The 25,713-nt window shown below is 63.6% G+C and carries 26 protein-coding genes; 9 read left to right on the plus strand and 17 right to left on the minus strand.

The features are described 5' to 3' along the window. The first annotated feature begins 17 nt into the window (after positions 1-17). Both ACWAT4_RS26190 and ACWAT4_RS26195 read left to right on the plus strand, forming a co-directional pair. Positions 18-1,592 (plus strand): isochorismatase family protein, encoded by a 1,575-nt coding sequence (locus tag ACWAT4_RS26190; protein WP_449728427.1) that lies wholly within the window; start codon positions 18-20, stop codon positions 1,590-1,592. Between the two features lie 3 nt (positions 1,593-1,595). Continuing rightward, positions 1,596-2,222, plus strand: coding sequence for an FMN-dependent NADH-azoreductase (locus ACWAT4_RS26195; RefSeq protein WP_449728428.1), 627 nt, complete (start codon positions 1,596-1,598; stop codon positions 2,220-2,222). Between the two features lie 30 nt (positions 2,223-2,252). Here the strand turns inward: ACWAT4_RS26195 and ACWAT4_RS26200 are convergent, their stop codons facing one another. The 3 genes from ACWAT4_RS26200 to ACWAT4_RS26210 all read right to left on the minus strand — a co-directional run bounded on the left by ACWAT4_RS26200 (position 2,253) and on the right by ACWAT4_RS26210 (position 5,045). Then, complete coding sequence (locus ACWAT4_RS26200; protein ID WP_449728429.1) at positions 2,253-3,239, minus strand: peptidyl-alpha-hydroxyglycine alpha-amidating lyase family protein; 987 nt, start codon at positions 3,237-3,239, stop codon at positions 2,253-2,255. 38 nt (positions 3,240-3,277) lie between these two features. Then, positions 3,278-3,949 carry a 4-carboxy-4-hydroxy-2-oxoadipate aldolase/oxaloacetate decarboxylase gene (locus ACWAT4_RS26205; RefSeq protein WP_212300600.1) on the minus strand — a complete coding sequence of 224 codons (672 nt, stop codon included), beginning with the start codon at positions 3,947-3,949 and terminating at the stop codon, positions 3,278-3,280. 109 nt (positions 3,950-4,058) lie between these two features. After that, a complete protein-coding gene (locus ACWAT4_RS26210; protein WP_212300599.1) occupies positions 4,059-5,045 on the minus strand; it encodes a LysR substrate-binding domain-containing protein in 987 nt (328 codons plus the stop codon). Positions 5,046-5,233: 188 nt separating this feature from the next. Here ACWAT4_RS26210 and ACWAT4_RS26215 point away from each other — a divergent pair, with 188 nt between their 5' ends. Genes ACWAT4_RS26215 through ACWAT4_RS26240 form a run of 6 tightly spaced genes read left to right on the plus strand, consistent with a single transcriptional unit; the run spans position 5,234 to position 9,908 of the window. Then, positions 5,234-5,989 (plus strand): SDR family oxidoreductase, encoded by a 756-nt coding sequence (locus ACWAT4_RS26215; protein ID WP_212300598.1) that lies wholly within the window; start codon positions 5,234-5,236, stop codon positions 5,987-5,989. A gap of 47 nt (positions 5,990-6,036) precedes the next feature. After that, positions 6,037-6,495: an acetyl-CoA carboxylase biotin carboxyl carrier protein gene (locus ACWAT4_RS26220; RefSeq protein WP_212300597.1), complete on the plus strand. Its 459-nt coding sequence runs from the start codon at positions 6,037-6,039 to the stop codon at positions 6,493-6,495. Continuing rightward, positions 6,495-7,850, plus strand: a complete 1,356-nt coding sequence (gene accC / locus ACWAT4_RS26225; protein ID WP_449728430.1) for an acetyl-CoA carboxylase biotin carboxylase subunit — start codon at positions 6,495-6,497, stop codon at positions 7,848-7,850. The genes ACWAT4_RS26220 and accC overlap by 1 nt, the downstream gene beginning before the upstream one ends. Next, on the plus strand, positions 7,847-8,509 hold the full coding sequence (gene pxpB, locus ACWAT4_RS26230) for a 5-oxoprolinase subunit PxpB (RefSeq protein ID WP_212300595.1): 663 nt from the start codon (positions 7,847-7,849) through the stop codon (positions 8,507-8,509). The genes accC and pxpB (ACWAT4_RS26230) overlap by 4 nt, the downstream gene beginning before the upstream one ends. Further along, complete coding sequence (locus ACWAT4_RS26235; protein ID WP_212300594.1) at positions 8,506-9,483, plus strand: 5-oxoprolinase subunit C family protein; 978 nt, start codon at positions 8,506-8,508, stop codon at positions 9,481-9,483. Before pxpB (ACWAT4_RS26230) ends, ACWAT4_RS26235 begins: the two co-directional genes overlap by 4 nt. Then, on the plus strand, positions 9,474-9,908 hold the full coding sequence (locus tag ACWAT4_RS26240) for an acetyl-CoA carboxylase biotin carboxyl carrier protein (protein ID WP_449728431.1): 435 nt from the start codon (positions 9,474-9,476) through the stop codon (positions 9,906-9,908). The genes ACWAT4_RS26235 and ACWAT4_RS26240 overlap by 10 nt, the downstream gene beginning before the upstream one ends. Here the strand turns inward: ACWAT4_RS26240 and ACWAT4_RS26245 are convergent. From ACWAT4_RS26245 to ACWAT4_RS26285, 9 genes are all read right to left on the minus strand, one after another. Continuing rightward, positions 9,901-10,668: a LamB/YcsF family protein gene (locus ACWAT4_RS26245; RefSeq protein ID WP_449728432.1), complete on the minus strand. Its 768-nt coding sequence runs from the start codon at positions 10,666-10,668 to the stop codon at positions 9,901-9,903. The two genes, ACWAT4_RS26240 and ACWAT4_RS26245, sit on opposite strands and share 8 nt — an antisense overlap. Before the next feature lie 35 nt (positions 10,669-10,703). After that, positions 10,704-11,681: a 5-oxoprolinase subunit C family protein gene (locus tag ACWAT4_RS26250; RefSeq protein WP_212444016.1), complete on the minus strand. Its 978-nt coding sequence runs from the start codon at positions 11,679-11,681 to the stop codon at positions 10,704-10,706. Beyond that, positions 11,678-12,373: a 5-oxoprolinase subunit PxpB gene (pxpB, locus tag ACWAT4_RS26255; RefSeq protein WP_449728433.1), complete on the minus strand. Its 696-nt coding sequence runs from the start codon at positions 12,371-12,373 to the stop codon at positions 11,678-11,680. The genes ACWAT4_RS26250 and pxpB (ACWAT4_RS26255) overlap by 4 nt, the downstream gene beginning before the upstream one ends. 136 nt (positions 12,374-12,509) lie before the next feature. Beyond that, positions 12,510-13,604 (minus strand): ABC transporter ATP-binding protein, encoded by a 1,095-nt coding sequence (locus tag ACWAT4_RS26260; RefSeq protein WP_212300589.1) that lies wholly within the window; start codon positions 13,602-13,604, stop codon positions 12,510-12,512. A gap of 10 nt (positions 13,605-13,614) precedes the next feature. Further along, on the minus strand, positions 13,615-14,679 hold the full coding sequence (locus ACWAT4_RS26265) for an extracellular solute-binding protein (protein ID WP_212426725.1): 1,065 nt from the start codon (positions 14,677-14,679) through the stop codon (positions 13,615-13,617). Between the two features lie 27 nt (positions 14,680-14,706). Continuing rightward, on the minus strand, positions 14,707-15,510 hold the full coding sequence (locus ACWAT4_RS26270; protein WP_212300587.1) for an ABC transporter permease: 804 nt from the start codon (positions 15,508-15,510) through the stop codon (positions 14,707-14,709). Next, positions 15,510-16,442 carry an ABC transporter permease gene (locus tag ACWAT4_RS26275; RefSeq protein ID WP_249148781.1) on the minus strand — a complete coding sequence of 311 codons (933 nt, stop codon included), beginning with the start codon at positions 16,440-16,442 and terminating at the stop codon, positions 15,510-15,512. Before ACWAT4_RS26275 ends, ACWAT4_RS26270 begins: the two co-directional genes overlap by 1 nt. Positions 16,443-16,659: 217 nt before the next feature. Then, positions 16,660-17,862: a pyridoxal phosphate-dependent aminotransferase gene (locus ACWAT4_RS26280; RefSeq protein ID WP_449728434.1), complete on the minus strand. Its 1,203-nt coding sequence runs from the start codon at positions 17,860-17,862 to the stop codon at positions 16,660-16,662. Further along, positions 17,855-18,658, minus strand: a complete 804-nt coding sequence (locus tag ACWAT4_RS26285) for an SDR family oxidoreductase (RefSeq protein ID WP_449728435.1) — start codon at positions 18,656-18,658, stop codon at positions 17,855-17,857. The genes ACWAT4_RS26280 and ACWAT4_RS26285 overlap by 8 nt, the downstream gene beginning before the upstream one ends. Before the next feature lie 221 nt (positions 18,659-18,879). On the opposite strand from ACWAT4_RS26285, the gene ACWAT4_RS26290 reads away from it, so the two are divergent. Continuing rightward, entirely contained in the window at positions 18,880-19,572 is a 693-nt protein-coding gene (locus ACWAT4_RS26290) for an SDR family NAD(P)-dependent oxidoreductase (protein WP_212426723.1), read from the plus strand. A 769-nt stretch (positions 19,573-20,341) separates the two neighbouring features. On the opposite strand, the gene ACWAT4_RS26295 is transcribed toward ACWAT4_RS26290, so the two are convergent. The 5 genes from ACWAT4_RS26295 to ACWAT4_RS26315 all read right to left on the minus strand — a co-directional run bounded on the left by ACWAT4_RS26295 (position 20,342) and on the right by ACWAT4_RS26315 (position 25,707). After that, entirely contained in the window at positions 20,342-21,151 is an 810-nt protein-coding gene (locus ACWAT4_RS26295) for a DNA adenine methylase (RefSeq protein ID WP_449728436.1), read from the minus strand. A 165-nt stretch (positions 21,152-21,316) separates the two neighbouring features. Continuing rightward, positions 21,317-22,087, minus strand: a complete 771-nt coding sequence (locus ACWAT4_RS26300; protein WP_449728437.1) for a phage head morphogenesis protein — start codon at positions 22,085-22,087, stop codon at positions 21,317-21,319. Beyond that, on the minus strand, positions 22,080-23,684 hold the full coding sequence (locus ACWAT4_RS26305) for a DUF935 domain-containing protein (protein ID WP_449728438.1): 1,605 nt from the start codon (positions 23,682-23,684) through the stop codon (positions 22,080-22,082). The genes ACWAT4_RS26300 and ACWAT4_RS26305 overlap by 8 nt, the downstream gene beginning before the upstream one ends. Continuing rightward, complete coding sequence (locus tag ACWAT4_RS26310; RefSeq protein ID WP_449728439.1) at positions 23,684-25,318, minus strand: terminase large subunit domain-containing protein; 1,635 nt, start codon at positions 25,316-25,318, stop codon at positions 23,684-23,686. Before ACWAT4_RS26310 ends, ACWAT4_RS26305 begins: the two co-directional genes overlap by 1 nt. Further along, the gene (locus ACWAT4_RS26315; protein WP_449728440.1) at positions 25,315-25,707 is read right to left on the minus strand and encodes a hypothetical protein; all 393 of its coding nucleotides are present in this window, start codon (positions 25,705-25,707) and stop codon (positions 25,315-25,317) included. The genes ACWAT4_RS26310 and ACWAT4_RS26315 overlap by 4 nt, the downstream gene beginning before the upstream one ends. Positions 25,708-25,713: the final 6 nt, after the last annotated feature.

The following is a 25,713-nucleotide window of genomic DNA, read 5'->3' on the forward strand; positions in this document are numbered from 1 at the left end:
CTAAAGGATGTCGACCGATGACACATGTCACCTTGCGTTCCGAATTCGAGACCCTGATCGACCCTTACGCGCCCGTCGCGCAAGTCGGCACCGGTTTTGACTTTACGGAAGGACCGATCTGGCATCCGCTCGACAACTACCTTCTGTTTTCGGACATGCCTGGGGACGTTCGTCGGCGCTGGGATGCGCGGCGTGGCGTCGCCGAGGTTAAGCGTCCGTCGAACAAATGCAACGGCATGACCTATGACGCCGAGCTCAACCTGATCGTTTGCGAGCACGCGACCTCGTCGCTGATCCGCGAGCGACCGGATGGACGGCGGGAGGTGCTGGCCTCGCACTTTGGCGAACAGGAGCTCAATAGCCCCAACGATGTTTGCGTGCACTCGTCAGGCGCGATCTATTTCTCGGATCCCTGGTATGGCCGCATGCCGGTCTACGGCGTCGAACGACCACGCCAGCTCGGCTTCCAGGGCGTCTATCGCGTGATGCCCGGCAGCGAGCCCAAGCTGGTGGTCGACAGAACCCTGTTCGACCAGCCGAACGGACTCTGCTTTTCGCCTGACGAAACGCTGCTCTATGTCAACGATACCGTGCAGGCGCTAGTCCGTGCGTTCGACGTCAATGCTGACGGCACGCTGTCGAACGCGCGGGTGTTCGCAAGCGGCATCCGCTCCGAGCTGGAGCCGGGCCTGCCCGACGGCATGAAGTGCGACCAGCATGGCAATGTCTGGGTCACCGCGCCCGGCGGCGTCTGGGTCTATTCACCGCACGGGGACCTGCTCGGAAAGGTTCGTGTGCCCGAACTCGTGGCCAACCTCGCCTGGGGCGGAGCGGATTTTCGCACCTTGTACCTGACCTCGACGCATTCGGTCTATGCGATCCCGACCAAGACCGGACCGCGCCACGAGCCCTATATGACCGGCCGGCGCAGCGGCGGAGCCGCGAGCACGGGCCCTGCGGCAAAAGCACCGATCCTCGCCGATGGCGAGATGCGGCTCGATCCGAGCCGCTGCGCCATGATTATCCAGGATCTTCAGAATGACGTCATCATGGATGGCGGCGCGTTCGCTGAGTCCGGCGCGCCCGCTCACGCCAAACAGCAGCATGTCGTCGAGAATGTCCGGCGCCTCGCCGAGGCCGCCCGCGCCAGAGGCGTTGCCATCATCCACGTCTGGTTCGTGGTCGAGCCCGGCGCACCCGGCGTGACGCTGAACGCGCCGCTGTTCGAAGGCCTGGTCGACAGCAAAGCCATGGTGCGCGGCAGTTGGGGTGCGGCACCAGTGTCGGGCCTCGAACCACGTCCCGGCGATTTCGTCGTCGAGAAAATGCGGATGAGCGCCTGGGAAGGCACCCGGCTAGAGACCATCCTCAAGGCCACCGGCCGCGATATGATCATCAATACCGGCGCCTGGACCAACATGTCGGTCGAGCACACCGCGCGCACCGGCGCCGACAAGGGCTATTTCATGATCGTGCCCGAAGACTGCTGCTCGACCATGAATGCTGACTGGCACTCCGCCTCGATCAATTTCGCCATGCAAAACGTCGCGGTCGTCACGCGCGCGGATGCCGTCATCAACGCGCTGGGATGAGCGGTGGCGAAGCTTCTGCACCTCTCCTGCTCGCCGCGCCCCGACTCCGAGTCGAGCGCTGGCGCGCAGGTCTTCCTTGACGGCTTTCGCCAGGCCCGTCCCGAATGGGACATCGACGTCGTCGATCTCTGGCGCGAGCGGATGCCGGAACTTGCCGGCCCCATCGTCGAGGCCAAATATGCGCGCATGAAAGCGCAAGCCTTCAACGACGCACAGCGTGACAGCTTTGCCGAAGCCGAGCGGATGGCGCTGCGCTTCTCGCTCGCCGATCGCGTGCTGATCTCGACCCCGATGTGGAATTTCGGCATCCCCTACAAGCTGAAGCAATGGTTCGACATTGTCATACAGCCGGGATTGACGTTTCGCTTTGACCCAGCATCTGGCTATCTTCCGCTGCTGAAAGACCGGCCGACCATCGTCGTCCTCGCCTCCGGCAGCGACTTCGCCACCGGCATGAACCGCGGCCGCATCGACATGGCGACGCCCTATTTGCGGGAGGCGCTCCGCTTCATCGGCGTCAACGACGTTCGCTTCGTACCGATCGGCCCAACGGCGGGCCCGGCTGAACCGATCCGCGCCGCGCGCGAGAGCGCGCACCGCCGCCTCGCCGAGATGGCGAAACGTTTCTGAGCCGTGTTCTTCTGTTTGCCGGGCCTGTCTCTAGCGCGGAACTTCCGCCACGCGCTCCAGCTTCTGCAAGCATCTGCTAGTGCGGACTACGGCCGGCATGTCGTCGTCGGGGAAATTCGTCTTCCAGTCGGTCACACCGACCTCGCCGACATACATGTCGCCCCTGGAATCCAAAGCAATGCCATGCGGCGCGAGAAACTTGCCGCTCGCAAGACCTGGACCATCCTCGCCGCCGAGCCGCGCAATGCGCTTGCCCTTGGCATCCACAATCGATAGCCGCGGGCCGAGATTGGGCACCTTGCGGTTGACGGGCATGGCGGGGCCGAGCTCGCCAATCACGAAGATCGGGTTCTTGGCCCCGCCGCAACGGCACAGCGCGCACGGCCGGTGCAAATTATTCCACTGAGTCTCGTATTTGCCATTGCCGTCGAACACCTGCACGCGGTGGTTCTCGCGGTCGGCGACGTAGACCCAACCGTCGGCATCGGTGACGATGTTGTGCACGATGTTGAACTGACCGGGGTCGGTGCCCGGCGCACCCCAGCTCCTGATCAGCCGGCCGTCCGGCGTGAACTTGTGAATGCGGGCATTGCCGTAGCCGTCGGAGACATAGATTTCTCCCTTCGGCGACAAGGCGGTGTGGGTACAGCGATGGAAAGGATCGCCGCTCACGAACGCCGCGGGCTTCTCGGGGACGCCGATCGTCAGCAGCACTTTGCCGTCGGTCGTGCATTTACGGACGGTGTGGTCGCCGTCGTCGGTGCAGTACAGATTATCGTCGGCATCGATATGCAGGCCGTGAGCGCGGGAAAACAGCCCCTCGCCCCAGCTGCGCAGGAAATTTCCGTCACGGTCGAACACCACCATCGGATGGGCGCCGCGATTGAAAACGTAGATGCGGTCCTTGCTGTCGACTGCGACCGAAGCGACATCGGTAAGCTGCCAGCCATCAGGCAGCTTCGCCCAATTGTCGATGACGCGGTAGCGATGCTCGCCCGAGCCGAGAATGGCTGCCACTGGTTATCCTGCTATTGCTCGCGTGCGGCACGTACCGCTCAGGCGAAGGTGCAGCCCTTGGATTCCAACACTTTGCCAATGCCGGACAGATCGAGGATATTCTCACCGGCTTTGAGCGCCTTCATGACGCCAGCCTCCTTCTCCTCGCGTGCGGCTGACTTGACGCAGACGTCGGCAATGTTCTCCTTGGGCACGATCACGACACCGTCGTCGTCGGCGCTGACGATATCGCCGGGACGAACAGCAATTCCGCCAATGACGATTGGCTGATTGATGGTGCCGAGCGTCTCCTTGACGGTGCCCTTCATGCACAGGCCGTAGGAGAAGACGTTGAAGCCGGTGTCGCGCACCGCCAGTCCATCACGCACGCCGGCATCCGTGACCAAGCCAACGATGCCCCTTGCGACACACGCCGTCGCCAGCACCTCGCCGAAGCCACCTTGTTCAGGATGATCGCCCGCGCTCACCACAAGCACGTCACCCGGCTTCGCCAGCGAAATCGCTGTGATCAGCATCATGTTGTCGCCCGGATGGCAGCTCACCGTGAATGCCGGCCCGCAGGCACGCATCCCGGAATAAATCGGCTTGATGCGGGAGGTCAGCGCACCTGATCGTCCCTGCGCCTCATGCAGCGTGGAAGGAGGAAACTGCTTGATACGTTCGACGAGGTCTGCGGCAGGTCGGTCGAATGTTCTGATAACGTGAACCATGGTCCCTCCCAAGGATCCGCAGCAGGGGCAAAATTGCGCTACACCTCCAAATAATCCACCGTCTCATCTTCGAGAATTTCAGATTTTAGGATTGCCGCATCGCATTTCGTTATGGCTCGCCGTCCAAAACGTCCCGTTCCGCCGGCGAGACCGCCGCTGCAACGGGATTCGGACCCGTCGCGCAATCGAACGGTCCCCAGTCCTTTGCGATGATTTCCAGCAATATCTTGTAGACCGCGAATGCGGCATCGGACAAAGCAATGTTGTCCGAGATGCACAACGACATCTGTTGCGACGCCGACGGCGCGTTGATCCGCCGAACGCAGAGCTCGGCAAGATTGGGCAGCTCTTTTGCAATCGACATGGGCAACACCGCGGCCCCCATTCCGGCCGCAATCGCCGAAGACAGCGTCGACTGCGAATGAATCTCGGCAACAATGCGCGGACGGAGTCCCACCTCGGCGCAGACCCGCTCGACCGCCTGTCGCAGGAAGGATTCCCGATAGGGCAGCAACAGGTCGAATTGCGCGACTTCCTCGGCCGACGCCTCCTCGGGAGGAGGCTCCGTCCCATACATACTGCGGGGCGCCACAAGATAAAAGGGTTCGCGCATCAGCGGCTTGTAATCGAGGCCGGTCACCGGACGATCGCCGTACAGGACAGCCATGTCCATGCTGCCCTTCAGCATCATTTCGCTGAGCATGATTCCGGAACTGTCGTAGATGTGCAGCACGATGCCGGGATAGCGCTCACGGACCTGCAACAGCAAAGGGGTCGCGAGCAACGCCGCCGAGCTGAGCGGCGCAAGACCGATCGTGACGTTACCGGTCAACTCCGGCTTGTTGTCCAGGATGCTCCGCCTCGCCTCCTCGATCTGGCGCTGGATCGACTTGGCATAGCGATAGAGGATTTGTCCCGCCTCGGTGGGTTTGACACCGCGGGCGCTGCGATGGAGCAGCTTGCTCTTGAAATCCGCCTCCAGGCTCGCAATGTGCTGGCTCAGCGCCGGCTGCGCGACATTCAGCACCTTCGCCGCGCTCGTCATGCTGCCGAGATCGACGACCTTGATGAAGGCCTCCAAACGTTTCGTATCCAATACGGCGTCTCCGGATATCCAGCGAGGGAGCCATGCAGCAGCAATAGGCTGAAGCTATGGGATCAGAAGGAATTGTTCTTACCATCTGGAACCCCGGGGGCCTATAGGTAGTGCTCCACTCGTCCGCCGCTTACCTTGCAGCCGACGCCGCTCGCGCGGGGCAGGACGGTAGCAGAGGAGCCCTTTGGATGGGATTTTCGGATTATCGGACGGCCCTGGTGACGGGCGCGTCGTCGGGGATCGGGGCTGCGACGGTTCGCCGCCTGAGCGCGGAAGGGCTCCAGGTTCATGCCGTCGCACGTGACGCCGCCCGCCTGAGCGCCCTGGCCGCGGAGACCGGTTGCCGTCCCTGCGCCGTTGACATCAGTGACCTCGATGCACTTGCGGCCTTGGCGAAGTCAACCGAGTTCGACATCCTGATCAACAATGCCGGCCAGTCTCGGCGCGGCAATATCCTGGACACCACGCCAGAGGATGTCGACGCACTCATCGATGTCAATCTGCGTGCGGTCCTGCATCTGACGCGCCTCGTCGTGCCGGGCATGGCGCGTCGCGACCGCGGTCACGTGGTCAACATCTCCTCGATCGCGGGCCATTACGCGTTCGGCGGTGGAAACACCGTCTATCACGCCACGAAAGCCGGCATTCACTCCCTGTCGCAACAATTGCGCGTCGACCTCTACGGAACCAGGGTCCGCGTCACCGAGATATCGCCGGCGCGGGTCGAGACCGAGGTTTTCGGACGGCTGCTCGGCGATCTGGCCGAAGCCAAGCGCCGCTTCTTCGACGACTATGATGCACTCCAACCCGAGGACATCGCCAATTCAATCGCATTCGCGGTCGGATCGCCAGCGCGCATGAACGTCGCCTTCATGGAAGTCCTGCCGACGCAGCAGGTCGTCGGCGGCCTCAATTTCGCGCAGAAGAGCCGCCCCGCCGAGTGATCCATGAACGCCCCGAACGTGATAGGCCGTCAACGCAGAGCCTGACCGTGGACTTTCCAAAAATCGAACAACTTGTGGATCTGGTCGCCCGCTCCTCCATCTCGGAGCTGGATCTGACACAGGACGGAACCCGCATTCGCATCCGCAAGCGCCCGTCCACGGAAGCGGAGCCGGTCCCGGTACGCCCTGCAAGCGAAAGCGGCCCGCAAGTCCCTGCCCCCGATCACCCGGACAGCCCTCCTTCCGACGCGATCGCCGACCTCATCGTGCCTGCGCCCATGCACGGCGTCTTCTACCGGTCTGCGGCGCCGGACGAGCCGCCGCTGGTCGAGGTCGGTGCGATGATCGAGGCCGGGCAGAAGATATGCATTATCGAGGCGATGAAGACCTTCATCGACATCGCCGCCGAGGGGCCCGGCGTCGTGCTTGCGGTCCTCGCCGAGAATGGTGAGGAGATCGCTGCGGGCCAAGCGTTGTTCCGGATTGGTCCTGTGGGTTCATCCTGATGTTCAACAAGGTCCTGATCGCCAATCGCGGTGAGATCGCGCTCCGTATCCAGCGCGCTTGTCGGGCCATGGGTCTCAAGACGGTCGTCATTCACTCGGAAGCGGACAGTGATGCGCGCTACGTCGCGCTCGCCGATCAGGCGCTCTGCATCGGACCGGCGCCGGCGAACAGCACCTATCTCAACGTCGCTGCGATCCTGCTCGCGGCGGAGGTCAGCGGCGCCCAGGCGATCCACCCGGGTTACGGGTTTCTCTCGGAGAACGCGGAGTTCGCCGAGCGGGTTACACGCGCCGGTCTCGCCTTCATCGGCCCTCCCGCGGACTGTATCCGGACCATGGGAGACAAGGTTGCCGCCAAGCGCGCGATGCGGCTGGCGGGCGTGCCTTGCGTACCCGGGCCGGACAGCGCGCTGCCGGACGATCCGGCCGAGGTCCGCGCGATCGCACGGGACATCGGGTATCCCGTCATCATCAAGGCCGCCGGCGGCGGCGGCGGACGCGGCATGCGGATCGTGCGCAACGAAGGCGCACTGGACGATGCACTTGCGTTGACGCGCGCGGAAGCCAGCAAGGCTTTCGGGAACGCTGCGGTCTATATCGAGAAATTCCTCGAAAAGCCCCGCCATATCGAGATTCAGGTGCTGTGCGATCAGCATGACAACCATCTCTGGCTCGGCGACCGCGACTGCTCGCTCCAGCGCAGGAACCAAAAAGTGGTCGAGGAAGCTCCCGCGCCCGGCATCGACCGCGCGCTGATCGAGCGGGTGGGCGCAAGCTGCGTTGAAGCCTGCCGGCGGATCGGCTATCGCGGCGCCGGCACTTTCGAATTCCTCTACGAGGACGGACAGTTCTTCTTCATCGAGATGAACACGCGCGTCCAGGTCGAGCATCCGGTCACTGAGATGACGACGGGGATCGACATCGTCAAGGAACAGATTCGCATCGCGCGCGGCGAGCCACTCGGAATCACGCAAAATGGTATCGTGCGTGTCGGCCATGCCGTCGAGTTCCGCATCAATGCCGAAGACCCCGGCACCTTTGCTCCCTCTCCCGGCACGGTGACGCGCTGGGACGTGCCGGGCGGCATCGGCATCCGCGTCGATTCCCATATCACGGCAGGCGCCACCGTTCCGCGCCACTATGACTCACTGGTCGGCAAGCTGATCGCTCACGGCGGCACCCGCGACGAGGCACTGGCCCGCGCGCGCGTCGCCCTGTCCGAACTGCGCGCCGAGGGCATCCGGACCAATGTGCCGTTGCATCAGGCGATCCTCGTCGATCCGACCTTCTGCCGTGGCGGCTACGACATCCACCATCTCGAGCACTGGATGAATGCGAAGGTGGCCGCGCAATGACGGCCCCCGACCGGCCTCGGATCAGCCTGCTCGGTACATCGGCTCTCCTGTTCGAGGCCCCCGGAACATTCGACCTGCCGCACCAACGAAGGATCTGGGCACTGGCCGCAACGGCGTCGAAATGGCCTGACATCCGCGAGGCCATTCCCGGCATCACCAACCTGATGCTGACCTTCGAAACGCCTCCTCGCGAGCTCGACGCCCTGATCACCGCACTCAACGAGAGCTGGGACGCGGCAGAGAGCCTTGCGATCGGTGGTCGCGAGATCAGGCTGCCTGTCACCTATGGCGGCGAAGTCGGATCCTCGCTCCAGTCCGTCGCTGATCACTGCAGCCTGTCCATCGACGATGTGGTGGCGATCCATGCCGCGCCGCTCTACACGGTGTTCGCGTTGGGCAGCCATCCCGGCTATTGCTATCTCGGCGGCATGGATCCGCGCATCACCATGCCGCGGCGACAGACGCCGCTGCAACGTTCGGCGGGCGGCTCAGTATCGATCGGCGGATCGCAGACCGGCGTCTCCGCCTCGCCCGGCCCCAGCGGCTGGCACGCCATCGGGCATACAAGCTGGACGTTCTTCGACCCGTCCTGGCCGACGCCGGCCGCGCTCGCGCCGGGCGATACGATCCGCTTCGAAATCAAGCGGGTGATCCGTTGATCGAGATCCTTTCAGTCACAGGTCCCGCTAGTGTCCAGGATCTCGGGCGCTTCGACCAATATCGCTTCGGGGTCGGCACCTCTGGCGCGATGGATGATATCGCGCTGCGCGCCGGCAACATCCTGCTGGGCAATGACGAGAACGACGCCGCCGTCGAAATCCCGATGATCCCGTTCAAGCTCCGCTTCGGCCGGGACATGGCATTTGCGCTCACCGGCGCCGGCGTCGAGGCCGAGATCGCAGGACGGGCCATCCCGCCCTGGTGGCGCTCGCACGCGCGCGCAGGAGACGTTCTGACCATCAAGGCGATATCCCGGGGCGCGCGAAGCTATCTGGCCGTCGGCGGCGGCATCGATGTGCCTGTCGTGCTGGGCTCGCGCAGCACCCAGCTTCGCGGCGAATTCGGCGGCTTGCACGGACGGCCGCTCCAGCCCGGCGACATCCTGCCCTGCGCCGCATCCACAGCTGCTGTCGGCGAGCTCGGGGTCGAGCCAGCCGACATCTCGCTGGCGCGGCCGAACGCTGCCGCGGACGAGACCATCGTCAGGGTCGTTGTCGCCGGCGAATATGACGCGTTCGACGCTGCCACGCAGGCGTTGTTCTGGTCCAGCCATTGGAAGATCACGCCCCAAAGCAACCGCTACGGCTACCGTCTGCAAGGCCCGGCTGTGAAGCCCAAGGCGCCAGTCGAGAAGCGCTCGCACGGTATCGTCCCCGGCGTCATCCAGATTCCGCCCAACGGACAGCCCATCATCCAGATGCGCGACGCACAGACATCGGGTGGCTATCCGAAGATCGCCACCGTGATCCGGGCCGACCTGTGGCGCGTCGGGCAAGCGCGGCTCGGCAGCAAGCTGCGGTTCGAGCAGACTACCTATCCCGACGCGCTTGCAGCCGAAGCCGAGATGTCGGCTTATCTCGACCGGCTGAGGACCAATGTGCGTCTTGTCGAGGAGACCCGTACATGCCGATAGAGATCACCGACATCGCGCGGCTGGCGCGGGTCCTCGCAAAGTCCGGTGTCGACACGATCGAGATTGAGGAGCCGGGACTGACACTGAAGCTCGTCGTCGACACAGGTGCCAGGATCGCGGCGTCTGCAAAGCCTGCCGGCACGGCCACCCGCGCCGCAGATCATTCCGTCGTCGCGAAGGCCGACGTGGCGGGACATTTCCTTGCGGCCCATCCCTGGCAGGACAAGCCGTTCGTTGCGCCCGGACAACGCGTCGAGGCGGGAGCGATCGTTGGCCTTGTCAGGATCGGGCTCTTGTACGCACCGGTCGTTGCGCCAGCCGCCGGCACCATCGATGCCGTGATCGCGGAGACCGGCACCATGGTCGGCTACGGCACCCCGATTGTGCGTATCCGACCACATGCGGCGAATCGTCCGCTCAACTGAGCAACACGGTTGCGGGCGTGATTTCGCCGCCGCCCTCTTCGATCACGCGGCGCACGGTGCCGGCGAGATTGACCGATCCGGGCGTGTCGCTGTGGATCAGGATCGAGCGGGCCTCGACCTTGATCGACTTGCCTTCGATGGTCTTCACCGTTCCGCTGTCAAGGAACCGCTTGACCCGCTCGGCGACGGCTTCGGTCGAGGTGATGACCGAGTTGGGAAGCTTGCGCGACACCAGATGAGCGTTCTCGTGATAGGCCCGGTCGGCCAGGAACAGCGTCAGGACACGCAAACCGACCTTGCGCGCCGCGCGCACGATCTCGGCGTCGGGCTGTGAAAACACGATAAAGTCGCGATTGATGGTCGCAATCGCGCGGGCGACGACGTCGGCCATGTCGGGGTCCGCATTGACCATGTTGCCCATCGCGGCGTGGAAACTGACATGGGTCACGCGGTGGCCGGCATTGGCCGCGATCGCCTGCAAGGCGCCGATCTGATAGACCATGTGCTTCTCGAGCTCGGCGGCATCCATCTGGATCACGCGGCGGCCAAATCCGAGCAGATCGGGCAAGCCCGGATGGGCACCGACCTCGACTCCCTTCTGCTTTGCCAGTCGGACCATGCGGTCCATGATGATGGGATCGCCGGCGTGGAAGCCGCACGCCACATTGGCGGACGAGACGATGCCCATCAGCGCCTCGTCGTCGCAGATCCGGTAGTTGCCGAAGCCTTCGCCCATATCCGAATTGATGCCGATTTTCATGTTCGCACCCTGCTCTTGTTTTTGCCGACGTCCACTCAAAGCGCTCGATATAGGTTCGCGGTCGCACGCAACTTCGCGAGATAGTCGTTGACGGGAACCATGGCCGCGACCGCGTCCTGGTAACTCACCTCGCTGAAGGCGATGATCGATCCTGGCGCCGCCTGGCCGAGGCGCCAGAGATCGGCCTGGATCACGGCCGCCATCTTCGGATAGCCGCCTGCCGTGTTGGCGTCGCTCATCTGGATGATCGGCTCGCCGGCGGGTGGCACCTGCACAACTCCGGCCACCACACCATGCGAACGCATCTCGACCGGCGCATCCAGGATCAACTGATTGCCGCTGAGGCGGTATCCGCCGCGATCGCTCCGGGCACTGATCTTCCATTTGGTCGACCAGAACCGCGCCTGCATGGTCTGCGAAAACAGGTCATACTCGCCGGCGCGCATGACGCGTATCCGCAGCACACCGTCTTCAACCGGTGTAGCACCGGCGATGGCGACATCTGGCGGCGCGACGCCGAAATCGAAGCGGCGGTCGCTATTGCCTTTCGTGCTTCCGATCGGCGCGACATCGCCCGCCTGCAAGGTACGTCCCTCGATTCCTCCGAAGCCGGCGCGCAGATGCGTGCTGCGCGAGCCTAGCACGCAAGGCACGTCGATGCCGCCACCGAACGTCGCGTAAACGCGGGCTCCACGGCGAGGCAGTCCGACCACGAGAATGTCGCCGGCGCGGGCCCGCGTGCACCACCAGGGACGAACCGTTGATCCGCCCAGCGTCGAGACGTGATCAGCCCCCGTGAGGGCGAAGGTGGCATCGGCCTGGAAACGCAGGCGGAACGGAAACGTCTGGATCTCGATGCCGGCGGCATTCTCGTCGTTGCCGAGCAGCGCATTTCCGGCAGCGAGCGCCACGGGATCCATGGCGCCGGACGTGCTCACGCCGAACCGACGCGCGCCATGGCGACCGAGATCCTGGATCGTGTTGAAGGCGGCGCTGGTCAGAATCTCGATCACAGCTCGATCCGATCGATCCTGAATTTGATCCGGTCTCCTGGAAGCATGAGCGACGGCTGTTCGCGTTGCGGATCGAACATGGCGACCGAGGCCCAGCCGATCGCGTTCCATCCATTCGGGCTCGTCAGCGCCGCGACACCGGTCTGCATTCCGCCGATCGTAACCGAGCCTGCCTGCATGTTGAGCGAGGGCACGGATTTGCGAGGCATATGGATGCGCGGGTCGAGGCCGTGGAGATATCCGAATCCCGGCGAGCTCGCGATGGCGCAGACGGTGTATTCGCCCTCGCTGTGAATCCTGATGACATCACGTGCGGGTAATCCGGTGTGCTTCGCGACTGCCGCCAGGTCCAAGCCGAGCTCGCCGCCATAGACCACGGGAATTTCGATGACCTTGCCATCGGCCTTCCGGCCGGGCAAGCGATGCCACAGTTCGACGATCGAAGCGCCGAGCATGTCGATATCCGCCGGCGGCTGCTCGAACACAAGCATCACATTGGTGACACCAATGACGGCTTCCTGGACGATGGGCCAGGATGACACCACGTCTGCGAGCGCCCAGATACGTCCCTGCTGAATGAGGTCAAATTCGCCCGGCGCCTCGATCAACATCGCAAGCGTGCCAATCAGGCTGATCTTCGGGCTTTTCTCGATCGCACCTACAAGGGGAGCGCTTGGCTGAATAATCGACAAAAGGGCCTCGCTGGTCCAACGCCGGTGGCGCCTCCGCCTCGCGTTCTAGCCAAGCAATCCAACCCGATCCAAGACGATGTTCGTCTGCGGGTATAAGGCATGTCGATTGCCCGCCCCACGTCGCTCGTCCTAAACGTCAGTGTCGGGCAATGATGTGATTGCTGGGCGCTTCCCACCGCGCGACAACCTCCTCGCCTACGGCGTATCGAAGTCCCGCTTGTTGCGATTGATTCTGCTCGAACACGATGATCTGTCCGCCGCTTGGCGTCTTGAGATAGTAGTGACTGACGAAGCCGCGATAGACCGCCTGGTCCACCCGCGCCGTCACGCTGTTTGCGCGTTGCGCGGCCGGGGTCTGACCAGCCCTCTCGACCACGATCGCCTCGGGTCTGATCGAGACCATCACGTCGCTCGTCGTCGGCGGCAGCTGATCGACCTGGAGGCTCAATTCGGGCGACACACGAATGACGGCGCCATTGCCGTTGCGCTGCTCGATGGGACCCTCGAACAGATTTGACGCGCCGATGAACTGCGCGACGAATTTCGAGGTCGGGCGCTGGTAGATCTCGGTCGCCGAGCCGACCTGTTCGAGCTTGCCGTCGCGCATCACCACGATCTTGTCGGCCATCGTCAGGGCTTCGTCCTGGTCGTGGGTCACCATGACGGTGGTCAGGCCGAGCCTGCGCTGAAGGGCGCGCAGCTCGACCTGCATGCTCTCGCGAAGCCCCTTGTCGAGCGCTCCGAGCGGCTCGTCGAGCAGCAACATCGCCGGCTCGATCACCAGAGCGCGTCCCAATGCGACGCGCTGTTGCTGACCGCCGGAAAGTTGTGCCGGATAACGCTTTCCGAACTTCGACAGCTGGACGAGGTTGAGAGCTTCGCTCACCTTCCGTGCGGCATCGGCCTTGGATATCCCGCGCATCTCCAGGCCGAACGCGATGTTCTCCTCCACGGTCAGATGGGGGAACAGCGCATAGTTCTGGAACAGCATCCCGACGTTGCGGCGATGCACCGGAACGTCCGTCATTCTCTTGTCGTTGACGAAGACGTCACCGGATGTCGGCCGGATCAGCCCCGCGATCATGCGAAGGCAAGTGGTCTTTCCGCAGCCGCTCGGACCGAGCAGCGCCACCATGTGGCCCGGCTCGATCGCGAGCGAGACCTCGTCGACCGCGACCATGCGGCCATATTCCTTGCTGAGGCGGTCAAGCCTGACTTCGGAAGACTTCATGGCGCCCCGCTCAGCTCGTGAAGACCTGATTATAACGCTCCAGCCACGGTCCGCGGCGCGGTACGATGAAGTTCCAGTCCGGTGTGAACAGCCCGAGATCGGTCGCCTTTGTGTCGGGATAGGCGAGGAACTTGGCGGTCTCCGGCTTGAAGTCGATGCCCCCTACCGAGGGTGCGCTGAGGGTCTGCTCGGAGAGCATCTTGGCCACCGACGGGTCCAGAATGCGATTGATCAGCGCGCAGGCAAGCTCAGGTTCGGGCGCATTCTTGACCAGGGTCATGCTGTTGATGCCGGTGAACGCGCCTTCCTTGGGGAAGGTCATGTCGAGCGGCAGGCCCTTGGCCGTGTGGGGATAGATCGCCTTCGAATATTCGATACCGCCGATCATCGCCTGGCCCTGCGCCACCTGCAGCACCTGGGCCTCGCTGTCGTAGATCGTCAGGACGTTCGGCTTGAGCGATGCGAGCTTGTCCCAGCCGCTGTCGACCAGATATTGCGCCTCCTTCAGCGGCTTACCAGTCGTCAGCGCTGTCGCGACGATAAGCATCAGCACGCTCTGGGTGTTCTTGGGCGTGTTCAGCAGGATCTGCTTGCGATATTTCGCATCGAAGATCTGCTCGTAGCTCTCGAGCGGCTTCGTCACCTGCGGATTGATGAACATGGCCGCGCTGGAGATCGAGAAGCCGACGCCGTATCCGTCCTCGAAGAGATAGCGCTTATAGACCTTCTCCAGGTTGGGAATCTTGGCCGCATCGAGCTTGTCGATCAGCCCCTCCTGCTTGGCCTGGGGAATGCCGACATCGTCCATCATCATCATGCTGAAGCGCGGCGTGTCGCGGGTCGCGCGGAGAGCGGCGATGTTGGAGAGCGTGGCGCCTTCGATCGTGAAGACGCGGCACTTGAACTCGGCCTCGAACTTCGGAATGACCTCCTTCTGGATCAGCTTGCCCAGCGCCGAATTGTAGACGCCGACATGCAGCTGCTTGGCGTCCTGCGCCCACGACCGGCTGATGATGGTCGGGAAGGCAATTGCGGATGCGCCGGCTTTAATGAGAGTCCTACGTGACAGCTTCATGGTCCAATCTCCATCTACCAATGCAAATCAGGCGGCCAGCGCGCGGCGAAGGCCGACCAGTTTCTCGAGCAGCAGCACACCGACCATCGCCATCAGGATGATGATCGTCGACATCGCGGGCACGGACGGGTCAAAGACGTTGACCAATTGCCGCATCAAAATGAGCGGCACGGGCGAGTATTCGGAGTTCGCCAGCCACATCGTGACCGGATAATTGTCGAAGGACACCATGAAGGCGAACAGCCCACCGGCCGCGACGCCGGAGGCGATCTGCGGCAGCGTCACGCGCCAGAAAGTTCGCAGACGGTTGGCGCCGAGCGTGCGTGCGGCGTCCTCCAGATTCTCGTCCACCAGCTGAAGGCTGGTAACGACCGTGCGGATCACATAGGGCGACGTCACGACCACGTGCCCGATCAGCAGGTTGAGCCGCGCATCCTGCGAGCCAAGCTTGGTCAGGACCTGGAGCAGCGCCAGGCCCGTGACCAGCGCCGGGAAAATCAGCGGCGATAGCAGGAACCCCTTGATCGCCGCAAGGCCGAAGAACCTGCCCCGCACCAGCGCAAAAGCCGCCGGCACGCCCAGCAGGAGCGATCCCGCCGTCGTGCCGAGCGCAAGTAGGATGCTCAGCCTCATCGCCTCGAGGAAGTCGCGGTCCTGGAGAACCTTGGCATACCATTTCAGCGTGAAGCCTTGCGGAGGAAAGGTCACGAAATAGGAATCGGAGACCGACGCCGCCATGACGAGAAGCAGCGGCGCCAGGATGAACAGCATCATGCCGGCGGTGATGGTGTAGAGGATGAAAGCGCCGAAGCCGGAGAACCGCTCGTCCATCACTCGGGCCTCCTGAGACGCCGGCCTTCCAGAAGCCACATCGAGAAGCCGTTCACCGCCAGAACCAGCCCGACCAGAACGACGGCGATGGCCGCGCCGAACGGCCAGTCGTACACGACGAAAATCTGCTGTTCGATCAAATTGCCGAGCATGACTGCCGAGGCGCCACCGAGGATCGCAGGAATGACGAACGAGCCGGCGGTGAGCGAGAACACCAGCGTGAAGCCGGCCACGAAGCCCGGCATGCTCAGCGGCAGCGTCACCCGGAGGAACACCTTCCACCAGGGCGCGCCGAGCATGCGGGCCGCATCTTCGAGATTGGGATCGATCTTGCCGAGCGCGGAGGCCAGCGGCAGCACCATCATCGGGAAGAACACGTGCAGCGATCCGATGACGACGGCCACTTCGGTGTAGAGCACCGAGATCGGTGCATCGACAATATGCAGTGTCATCAGGATCCAGTTCAGCATGCCCTTCGGGCCGTTCTGGAGCACGAGCTGCCAGCCGTATCCGCGAACGACGACGCTGACGATCAGGGGCGCAATGACGATCAAGGTGATGATGCGCGTGACCATCGGGCGGCTCCTGACCATGACCAGCGCGACCGGATAGGCGAGCACCGTCGCCAGCGCGGAGGTGATGATGCTGATCCGGAGCGTCGTCCAGAGCACGCGCGCATAGAGCTCGACGTTGATCAGACGCGCGTAGTGCGCAAGCGTGAACGGGCGGCCGATGATGCCCCGGCTGTCCTGCGTCTGGATGCTCGAGAACAGCAGTATGAAGGCTGGGTAGAAGAAGAAATAGGTCAGGAATGCAAGCATCGGGACGGCCAGGAGCCCGACGGGCAGCGCCATGCGCCAGCGCGCTCGCCGTTGGGCGACCGCAGGCGCCTCAACAGTCAAGACTGTCACCGCATCGTCGCTGGTGGTCATCGCTGGCCGTCCTCGACTGCGCAATACCAAGGCAATCCCCTCTTTGCACAAAGCTTATGCGTCGCCATCCTACAGGACCAAGAACATCTTCGTTTAGGGGCATCAGGAACGATTATGACAATCGGTTCGGCATATTGCTCCGATCTTGGTCGACAAATGCCGCTGGACGCATCTTTCATTCTCCGTCGGGTCAGTCCTCCTGTCGTCTCGACGCCGGTCAGCGCAGCCCCTCGCAGAAGCTAGCGATGCGCCGGCAGCCTTCCTTCAGCGATTCGGTATCGGTTGCGTAGGAAATGCGGAAATATGGGCTCATGCCGTAGGCGCCCCCGGGTACGGCGGCGACATGCTGCTCTTCCAGCAGGGCTGAGATGAAATCGGCATCGGTTTCCAGCCGCCGCCCGCCTTTCGTGGTCTTGCCGATGCAGCCGGCGATGTTTGGAAACACGTAGAAGGCGCCCTGGGGCTTGTGGCAGGTGATACCGGGAATTTGGTTGAGGAGCCCGACCACCAGATCGCGCCGGTTGCGATAGATGTCCGCGCGCTCCTTCAGGAAGTCTTGCGGACCATCCAGCACCGCGACCGCCGCCGCCTGGCTCAGGGTGCAGATTCCGCCGGTCGCCTGGCCGTGGACGTTGTTCATCGCCGCGATCAGATCCTTGGGGCCGCCGCAATAGCCGACCCGCCAGCCCGTCATGGCGTAGGCCTTGGACGCGCCATTCACGGTCACGACGCGGTTCTTCAGCTTCGGCTCGACCTCCGCGATGGTGCAGAACTCGAAACCGTCATAGGTCAGGTGTTCGTAGATGTCGTCGGTCAGGATCCAGACATCTGGATGCTTCAGCATGACGTCAGCGATTGCCCGCATCTCCCCGCGCGTGCATGCTGCGCCGGTCGGATTGTTGGGAAAGTTCAGGATCAACCATTTCGTCTTCGGCGTGATCGCCGCTTCAAGGTCCGCCGGGCGGAGCTTGAACTGGTTGTTCTCCGGACAGGGCACGGCGACAGGCGTCGCCTCCGCGAGGAGAACGATATCGGCATAGGTGATCCAGCCCGGCGCCGGAATGACGACTTCGTCGCCGGGATTGCAGGTCGCAAACAATGCATTGAAGATGATCTGCTTGCCGCCGTTGGCGATCAGGATCTCGTCGAGCGCATAATCGAGATTGTTCTCCCGATTGAACTTGCGCTGCACCGCGGTCCTCAGCGCGACGGTTCCAGGCTGTGCAGGGTATTTGGTATCGCCGGCAAGGGCCGCTCGGTGCGCGGCCTCGATCGCGTGCGGCGGCGTCGGAAAGTCCGGTTCCCCGGACGACAGACCGACAATCTTGACGCCTGCGTCACGGAGTTCGCGCGCCTTATCCGTCATCGCCGCCGAGGCCGACACCTTCACGGTTTTGAGGCGGTTTGCGAGTTCAGGCATTGTCAGCTCCACTTCTCATGTCTTTCAATCGCGCAGCCTCGGATCGGCTCGCGAAACGTAATTCTCCGACGACCTGGAACGTGGGAACGACCTCGATCATCGCGACGTTCATGCGCGCCGGCGCCCCGACCGCGAATGCAATGGCATCCGCAATGTCGTCGGACTGGAGCGTCTCGAACGCCCCGACGAAGCGGGCATCCGGATTGTCGGCAGCGTTCTGGTTCTGGAAGATGCTGGTGGCGACGCGTCCGGGCGAAATTTCGGTGACGCGAACGCGGGTCCCGTAGAGATCGACACGCAGCTGCTGCGACAGCGAATGAATACCCGCCTTGGTCGCGTGATAGGCCACGGACGAATTGAATGTCGTCGCATTCTCGCCAAAGGCGTAGTGGCCGGCGATCGAGGAGACGTTGACGACGTGGCCGCGGTCGCGCTTTGCCATGCCCGGCACGACGAGCCGCGTCAGGTGCAGGACCGCGCGCAGGTTGACGTCGACCAGCGTATCGACATCTTCGGGCGCCGTACCCAGGATATTGCTGCGCCGCGACTGACCGGCATTGTTGACGAGAACATCGAATTCGGCCGAGCCCGCAAGCTGCGTCAGGGCCGCAAGATCGTTGACGTCGACTTCGCATATGCGACATCCGGTCTCGGCCGACAGGCTCGCCAACCGCCGATGATCGCGTGCCAGCGCGTGGACTTCGAGGCCCTCAGCACGCAGGCGCCGAACCGTCGCAGCCCCAATACCGGAGGATGCGCCCGTCACCAACGCCGTTCGATAGTCCGAAAATCCCATCCGCAGGGCTCTTTTGCAGGCAGCCAGGGCGACGGAAAACTACGTGGATGGGCCGACACCGGCATACAGCAGATTTGTTCTGCCCTCATAAGGACATCCAATATCCGAACCGGACATCCGGGCCATAAGCACGCCCGATGCCGGCAGAGCGAATTTCTCTTACTCGCCATCGGTCGCGTCCCCTTACATTTCGCTTGTGCCCACATAGGAGACGGACCCGGATGTTGGAGGTCGGCAATCGAATTGTCATGGTGTCGGGGGCCTCGCGCGGCATCGGACGCGCGGTCGTCGACCGGCTGCTGTCGTCGGGCTTTCGCGTATCGGCGGGCCTCCGTGATCCGAACCGGCTCGCGGAGAGCGAGCGACTGATGACGCACCGCTATGACGCCGAAGACGCCAAGAGCCCGCTCGCCTGGGCCAACGCAACGGTTGCGCGGTGGGGCGGTGTCGACGCCATCGTCAACGCAGCCGGGATCAATCCCAAGGTTCGCGTCTCCGACGAGGGCGAGAGCGAACTCGATGAAATGTGGCGCGTGAACGTCAAGGGCCCCTTGCGCCTCGTCAGAGCCGTTCTGCCCCATCTGTCTGTTTGCGGTCATGGACGGGTCGTCAATCTGGGATCCCTCTCCGGAAAGCGCGTGGGCAGCAATGTCGGCTACGCCATGACCAAGTTCGCAGTGGTCGCGCTCACCCACGGCATCCGCCGGGAGGGACGCGCGGCCGGCATTCGGGCGACGGTGGTCTGCCCGGGTTACGTGGCCACCGACATGACGCTGAACGACGACGAGATTCCCCGTCACGAGATGAGCCAGCCGAACGACGTCGCCCGCCTGGTCGAGACCGCGCTCATGCTGCCGAACAACGCCTCGGTGTCTGAGTTGCTCGTCCACTGCCAGTTCGAGCCGATGCTCTGAGGCTGGGGCAGGACCGCTATCGCGCGGCTCCTCGTTCTCGCGGCCTATTTCGCCCGAGTTTTGCTGCGTCATTCCGCCCTCTTGTCGAGGAGGGCGCAGGGAAGACCGGGTGCTGACCTCGCACCCGCGGTCTGCTGCGCGAAAGTGTAGCGCAAAGAGACCGCACGGCAGCATACAGGTGGTGCCAATCACTCGGCCTTCCCTGCGCAGTGGTTTGACGGCTTATGCCGTGCTCTCCCGGGAGCCGAATTCCTTCTGGCCTCCCTCGCCCCGCAGATTGGCGATGCACTTCACCCGGTTGGGCTCCCCGCACCTCCGCGACAGGCTTGACCGTAGCGACGACGGCCAGGACCACACGGTTTTGCCGTACGCATGTTCGCCCGATGCCACAGGGTCTTTCGGCAGTGTGCACACGCGCCGAAAGAATGTTGGCGAGATGTGACGCGCAGTTTCATATGACACCTCCCGGGATCAGCCGGGATTATCCGGGAAGCGGCGGGAAATTGTTGGAATGCAAGGGCTTGGGCGGCCCTTGGTGCGAATTGGCGCAATAGACGGCGCGCAAGTTCAGATGTCACCCTGCGGTGGCGGCGCGCGCGAAAAGGCTGAAAAACACGGAGCAGCCTTTCGAACTCGGACTCAAATCGCGGCTTTTGCGTCGCGGAGTCCGAGTTTGGGAAAAACGGCGCTAAATCATTGTGCCGCAATGGTTTAGCCGTTGGACGGAGCGGCGCGCGGGCAGCGAACTCGGACTCGGAACCCAGACTCCTCAGCGCCGCCGATTCCGGGCGGTGATGATCAGCTCCCGCGCTTGGTGTGCCTTGTTGCTGCGGGCCACCGAATAGGTCAGCCGGACCGGCCGCAGGCGGAAGCCGGCGAAGGTTTTCCGGATCTCCGGGACGTCGTTGATCGACATGATGAAGCGGCCTTTCAAGGCCCTTAAAACATCCGCCATCTGCGCATATTCCGACCGGTCGAACAGGCCGGCGCCGTAGTCCTTCTCGCCGCCCCAATATGGCGGGTCGAGAAAGAACAGCGTGCCCGGCCGATCGTATCGGCGGATGAACTCGGCCCAGGGCAGGCACTCGATCGTGACGCCGGCAAGCCGCTCGTGCAGCTCGTCCAGCATCGGCGCGAGCTTGGCCGCATTGAAGCGCGCGCCGGCCGGATCGACGCCAAAATTGCGGCCCGCTACCTTGCCGCCGAACGCGGTGCGCTGGAGATAGAGGAAGCGCGCGGCGCGCTCCAGGTCGGTCAGCGTCGACGGGTCTGATGCTTTCAGCCGCTCGAACTCGGCGCGTCCCGTGATCTGCCATCTCAACATGTCCATGAAGGGCACGTAGTGGCGCTGCAGGATGCGGAAGAACGTCGCGACGTCGCCGGAGCGGTCGTTGATGATCTCGCCCTTCCTCGGCCGCCGGCGCCGCAGGAAAACGCCTCCCATGCCCACAAAGGGCTCGGCATAGGTCTCGTGTGGAATCCGCTCGATGCATGCAACGATGGTCTTTGCCAGCTGCTTCTTGCCGCCGATATAGCCCGCGGCGGGCTTCACCGGCTTGTAGACAACTCCCGTACTCATCTCTTCGAATCGCTCCGGCCCGCCTACGGTCGCCGCGCTGCGCAGCAGCGGCGGGTCGGCGAGGACGGATACTCTCGTCGTGCGGGTCAGTCTGCCAGGATAGGCCCGCGGTTGCAGCGTTTGCGCGCTGTCGACCCCCGCCACTTCCGTGCCGAAGGGTAATCGTCATTCGTCGAGCGCCTCGTCCAGGCTCGCCGGCATCTCACCGGGGCGATACGCGAAGCCGGGATCGATGCCTTCTGGCACCAGCACGGTCTTCGTGCTGCCGTCCGAGAGCCTGATCGTCTTCTCGACCATCTGCGACACGGGCGCGTGGCTGGACACCGAGAGGCCGTAGCGCCGGAGATCGTCGTCGGAGAGGCTGTCGACCCAGCAATGGCAGAACCACCCATTCGGCGGGTAGTGCGTCTGCCACCATGGATGATCGACAGGCAAAATGATGCCATCCCAGCTCGCGTGCAGCGGGCGCGGATACTTCTGGCCTTCGAGATGGCGATATCTGAGGTAGGGACGCGTGCGCTTGACGCTCTGGATCTGGTCCCAGCGGCCGGCAGCGTAGGCCGTATTCATGTTGGTGTCGAAGATCACGCGCGAGCGCCAGCCGCGCGAGCCGTTGTAGCTCCAGCCGTGCTCCTCGACGATGCGATCGAAGTCCTTGCGGAAGGATTCGAGGGTCTCGCCGCCCTCGATCGCCTTGTTGACCGCGTCGTGGAAGTCCGCGACCAGGTCGTCGGTCATTGCGCCGGCGACGGTGAAGCTCGCCGAGTGCTCCTGCTGCCAGAGGTCTGTCCAGGTGGCGGTCGGAACGTTGCTTTTTCGCTTGAGGAAGTTGATCGCCTCGGTCGGATTGGTCGAAAACGGCAGCACCTCCGCGTGCAGCGAGCCCCAAGAGCAGCCGCACGCGCGCAGAACAGGTGTGCCGTGAACTTTAAGCATCCGGAATCTGCGCTCGACCGGTAAGATTGGCGACGACGCGCGCCATTCGCATCAAGCCGGCGAGATTTCGTTCGGCAATGCCCGGCTTCAGCTTGCGCAGCTCCTGACGCACCTGCTCCAGCGACGAGCAGCGCTCGATGACGGTGCGAACCTCGTCGATGATCGCATCCGAGCCGGGTCCGCAGAGCTTTTCAGCCTGTTCGGCGAGCATCGCGATCGGATCGTGAGCCTCGCGCATGCGAAGCGCGGCATTGAGCGCCGGCACTCCGGCAAAGCTATCGCCACCGAAGCCAGTAGATGGCGCTTGAGCTGGTGCTTCGAGCAGCTCCTCGCCATCTTCCGGCGTCGGAATGCCCAGCAAGTCGTTGAAGTATGTTTTTGAGACCTTCAGCCCCATCGGCACGAGCTTCACTGCGCTGTCGACTGACAATTCGACGTCGGTATCCTGCGCGCGGCCGATGCGCAGGCGCGGATAGGCCTTTTGCGGGCCGAATTGCAGGTCGATGCCGCAGCGAACAAGGTCGCGGTTGAGAATCGCGCTCAAAGCCTTTGCATCGGCGCGCTCGATGTCCTCCTGCACCTGCCGGTGCTCCTTGCCGACCGCATGACCGCCTGCAATCGCGTCGGTGGTGGCGGTCTGGCCGAGAACCGCCTTCGAGACCTGCTGATCGAGCCAGTCGCAGCGCTTCTGATAGAGGTCGCTGCCCGGTCCGACATTCTTGGACTCGATGAACTCGATCGCCATCGTCTCCGGAATGATCGCTGCGCAATCGCCGGCGATGTTGGCGACGGCGTTGAACAGCGTATCCTTGTCGCCCTGCGTCGTGCCCGCCGGATACTTGCCGACGCGCACCGGCTGGCCAAAAGTCTGGCTGAAGATGGCCCAATCGCGTCCGGTGAACGCCTTGAACATCCAGGCCCATGCGACCAGGCGCGAGAGTCCGGAGCGGATGGGCAGGCCCGACTTGGCGCGGATCACGGTGGTGATGAACTTGAACGGTGCCAGCGGCGTCTCACCCGACGACGTCGTGGGTATCGTGCCGACGCCATCGGCGTTGTACTCACCCAGCAGAAGCGGCGTCTCGCCGTCGTTGCGATCGAACCGGAACCAGCGTGGATCGCGCCACGCGAGCCGATCGATGTTCCACTCGCCTTCCGACGTGTCCCAGATGATCTCGGTGATGCTGATGCCCTTGCCGATCGCATCGAGCATGTCGAAGATCTCGGACTGCAGCGTGTCGCGCTTCAAGACGCCTTCAACCCAGGCCGCATGAGCCTTTGCGTCCGCCGTGTCCTCGGCCGGATCGACCTGGATGTCGAGCTGCGAGACTTGCCGCTTCCGTGTGCCCAGCACGCCGGCGTAATGCAGATCGCGCTCCTCGATCTGCTCGGCCAGCTCGAAAAACCGGAGCGGATCATAGGAATCGGCGGCCTTCAGGATGTTGGCGAGCCTGATAGGATTGAGGCCATCGGCCGGATAGCCGGAGATCGGCGAGCGAACGGTGCCGATGCGCGGCCCGGAGATCTCCTCGGTCAGCATCTCGCGCTGGATGGCGCGGCCGAACTGATCGAGGATGGGTGACGTCGTGACGGCCATCAGAAGCCTCCTCGAATGCGTGCGCCGAGCGGCGCTTTCCACCAGGCGCGGCCCGTGTCGCTGTCTTCATCGCCGGACGGGTTCTCGGGATCGGGCGTCCTGGCCGACCGGTAATCGAACTCGACGAGTTGCGCTCGCGTCTGCGCGTAGGCCAGCACCAGCGCGATGGCGAGGTCGCCGTGGCGCTTCTTGCCGTCCGCGCCTTTGGTGCGAATGTCGGGCACGCGCGGAATGCCCTTGATGGTCTGCACTGTGGCGAGATCGTCAATGCCGTCGGCGTCCTTCGGCAGCAGGAGGATGCCATCCTCGAACGCCGACTTGAGCGGCGGGAAGTTCTCGAGATACCACTCGGTCGACATTTTGACCTGCTCGATACGGAGCGGCCCGTACCGCTGCGCGGCGACCTCGGCGAGATAGGCGCCGTTGCCGGAGGCGTCCATCTTGCCGCCGACGAAGCGCGGCAACCGATCGCACAGATAAAACAGCACCTGCCGCTGCTGCTCGAACGGGATGTTCGACATCTCGATCCAGAACGGCACGGTGCGGCGCAGGGTCTTGCCGATCTCGATCGGCAGCAGCACCGACAGGTCGAGATTGCGCGCGAAGTCCTGGCCGAAGCCGTGCTGCCGCTCCGGATCGAGCTTCTTCAACAGCGGTTCAAGATGCTCCTTGCACCAGGACGCGATGTCTGCTTCGCGGTAGTCCTTCGGCAGAAAGGTGAACTCTGCCGGCCGCGACAAGCGCAGCACCGGGCCGTCGGTCACCATGCGCGCCTCGATCAGCGCACGCGGCAGGTAGACGCCGCCGCCCTGCGAGGGAACGCAGAACAGCTCCTCGTCGGCGTCGTCGCCATAGGAGGCGATGATCTCGGCCCGCCACTGTGCCTCGCCTTCAGGCGACCATTCCTTGCCGGTCACGAGGCAGATGCGCTGATAGAGGCCATCTCTCAGCGCATCGTCGAAGGTATAGCGCTCGACATGGTATGGCTTGCGGCCGGCGCGCGCGTCCTCGATCAGGCGATTGAACGAATTTGCGACACCGAGATGGGTCGATATCACGAGCACACGGCCGCCCCACATCAGGAGCGCCAGCGCGGCCTTCATCATGGCGTCGAGGTCATCGTGGAACGCGGCCTCGTCCAGGACAACGAAGCCCTGCATGCCGCGCAGCGACCGCGGACGGGACGGCAGCGCGATGATCTCGAAGCCGGAGGCGAAGCGAATGCGGAAGGCCTGGATGTTGCTATCTGGGTCGCCATCGTCGAAGACGAATTCCTGCACCTCGGAGGCGGCGTCCTCGAAGCTCTTCGCCCACATCGCGCAGACGTCGATGAACTCACGCGCCATTTCCTTGTTGTAGCCGATGTAGAACACGTCCATGCCGCCGGCCGACTTGACGGCCGCTGCCGTCAGCGCGGCATCGGACGCCACGCCCCAGGTGGCACCGATACGGCGCGACTTCTCGCAGAGTACGACGTCGTGGATCGCCGTCGAGCCGAGCAGCCGCTTCTGATAGCCCAGCAACACGCCTTCGATTCCGCCGGCGTCGCGCGCGAGCTGCGCGCCGACAGCCAGGCCGGCCCGGCGCGTCTCTGCCCATTCGGCATCGGTGATGGTGCGGGCGGACTCCGTCATTCGTCGAGCGCGTTCTCGTCGAAGCCTTCATCGCCGTGGGAAGGTTCAATTTCGCCGGTATAGGCGTCATCGCTCTGGCCGTGATCGCGATACGGAATCGCCGCTGGCGCAGCTCGCACCCGATCGGCGTAGTTCATGACGGTCTTTTCGTCGGTCGGCGTGTAGGAGAAGATCGAGCTTCCTCCGTAGAGGTGCGTCGACCAGGTCACTTCGCCATCGGCAAGTGAAGCGTGATCGCCGGCGCCTAGCTTCGGCACGTCGATACGCAGCATCTTTGCGCCAAATCGCTCGACCTCCGTCGCCCGGCCGACATGCCGGCGATGGCCGAACACTTCCACGATGGCCCATTCCCAATTCGGCTCTACGCCGGCGACAGTAGCGTCTTCCAATATCGC

This window comes from Bradyrhizobium sp. T-1 (assembly GCF_053592855.1).

Excerpts from the sequence above, each read along its gene's own strand:
- ACWAT4_RS26190 (WP_449728427.1), top strand. The coding sequence starts at position 18 with ATGACACATGTCACCTTGCGTTCCGAATTCGAGACCCTGATCGACCCT.
- ACWAT4_RS26205 (WP_212300600.1), bottom strand. The coding sequence starts at position 3,949 with ATGGTTCACGTTATCAGAACATTCGACCGACCTGCCGCAGACCTCGTC.
- ACWAT4_RS26215 (WP_212300598.1), top strand. The coding sequence starts at position 5,234 with ATGGGATTTTCGGATTATCGGACGGCCCTGGTGACGGGCGCGTCGTCG.
- accC (WP_449728430.1), top strand. The coding sequence starts at position 6,495 with ATGTTCAACAAGGTCCTGATCGCCAATCGCGGTGAGATCGCGCTCCGT.
- pxpB (WP_212300595.1), top strand. The coding sequence starts at position 7,847 with ATGACGGCCCCCGACCGGCCTCGGATCAGCCTGCTCGGTACATCGGCT.
- ACWAT4_RS26240 (WP_449728431.1), top strand. The coding sequence starts at position 9,474 with ATGCCGATAGAGATCACCGACATCGCGCGGCTGGCGCGGGTCCTCGCA.
- ACWAT4_RS26245 (WP_449728432.1), bottom strand. The coding sequence starts at position 10,668 with ATGAAAATCGGCATCAATTCGGATATGGGCGAAGGCTTCGGCAACTAC.
- ACWAT4_RS26260 (WP_212300589.1), bottom strand. The coding sequence starts at position 13,604 with ATGAAGTCTTCCGAAGTCAGGCTTGACCGCCTCAGCAAGGAATATGGC.
- ACWAT4_RS26265 (WP_212426725.1), bottom strand. The coding sequence starts at position 14,679 with ATGAAGCTGTCACGTAGGACTCTCATTAAAGCCGGCGCATCCGCAATT.
- ACWAT4_RS26270 (WP_212300587.1), bottom strand. The coding sequence starts at position 15,510 with ATGGACGAGCGGTTCTCCGGCTTCGGCGCTTTCATCCTCTACACCATC.
- ACWAT4_RS26275 (WP_249148781.1), bottom strand. The coding sequence starts at position 16,442 with ATGACCACCAGCGACGATGCGGTGACAGTCTTGACTGTTGAGGCGCCT.
- ACWAT4_RS26280 (WP_449728434.1), bottom strand. The coding sequence starts at position 17,862 with ATGCCTGAACTCGCAAACCGCCTCAAAACCGTGAAGGTGTCGGCCTCG.
- ACWAT4_RS26285 (WP_449728435.1), bottom strand. The coding sequence starts at position 18,658 with ATGGGATTTTCGGACTATCGAACGGCGTTGGTGACGGGCGCATCCTCC.
- ACWAT4_RS26290 (WP_212426723.1), top strand. The coding sequence starts at position 18,880 with ATGTTGGAGGTCGGCAATCGAATTGTCATGGTGTCGGGGGCCTCGCGC.
- ACWAT4_RS26295 (WP_449728436.1), bottom strand. The coding sequence starts at position 21,151 with ATGAGTACGGGAGTTGTCTACAAGCCGGTGAAGCCCGCCGCGGGCTAT.
- ACWAT4_RS26300 (WP_449728437.1), bottom strand. The coding sequence starts at position 22,087 with ATGCTTAAAGTTCACGGCACACCTGTTCTGCGCGCGTGCGGCTGCTCT.
- ACWAT4_RS26305 (WP_449728438.1), bottom strand. The coding sequence starts at position 23,684 with ATGGCCGTCACGACGTCACCCATCCTCGATCAGTTCGGCCGCGCCATC.
- ACWAT4_RS26310 (WP_449728439.1), bottom strand. The coding sequence starts at position 25,318 with ATGACGGAGTCCGCCCGCACCATCACCGATGCCGAATGGGCAGAGACG.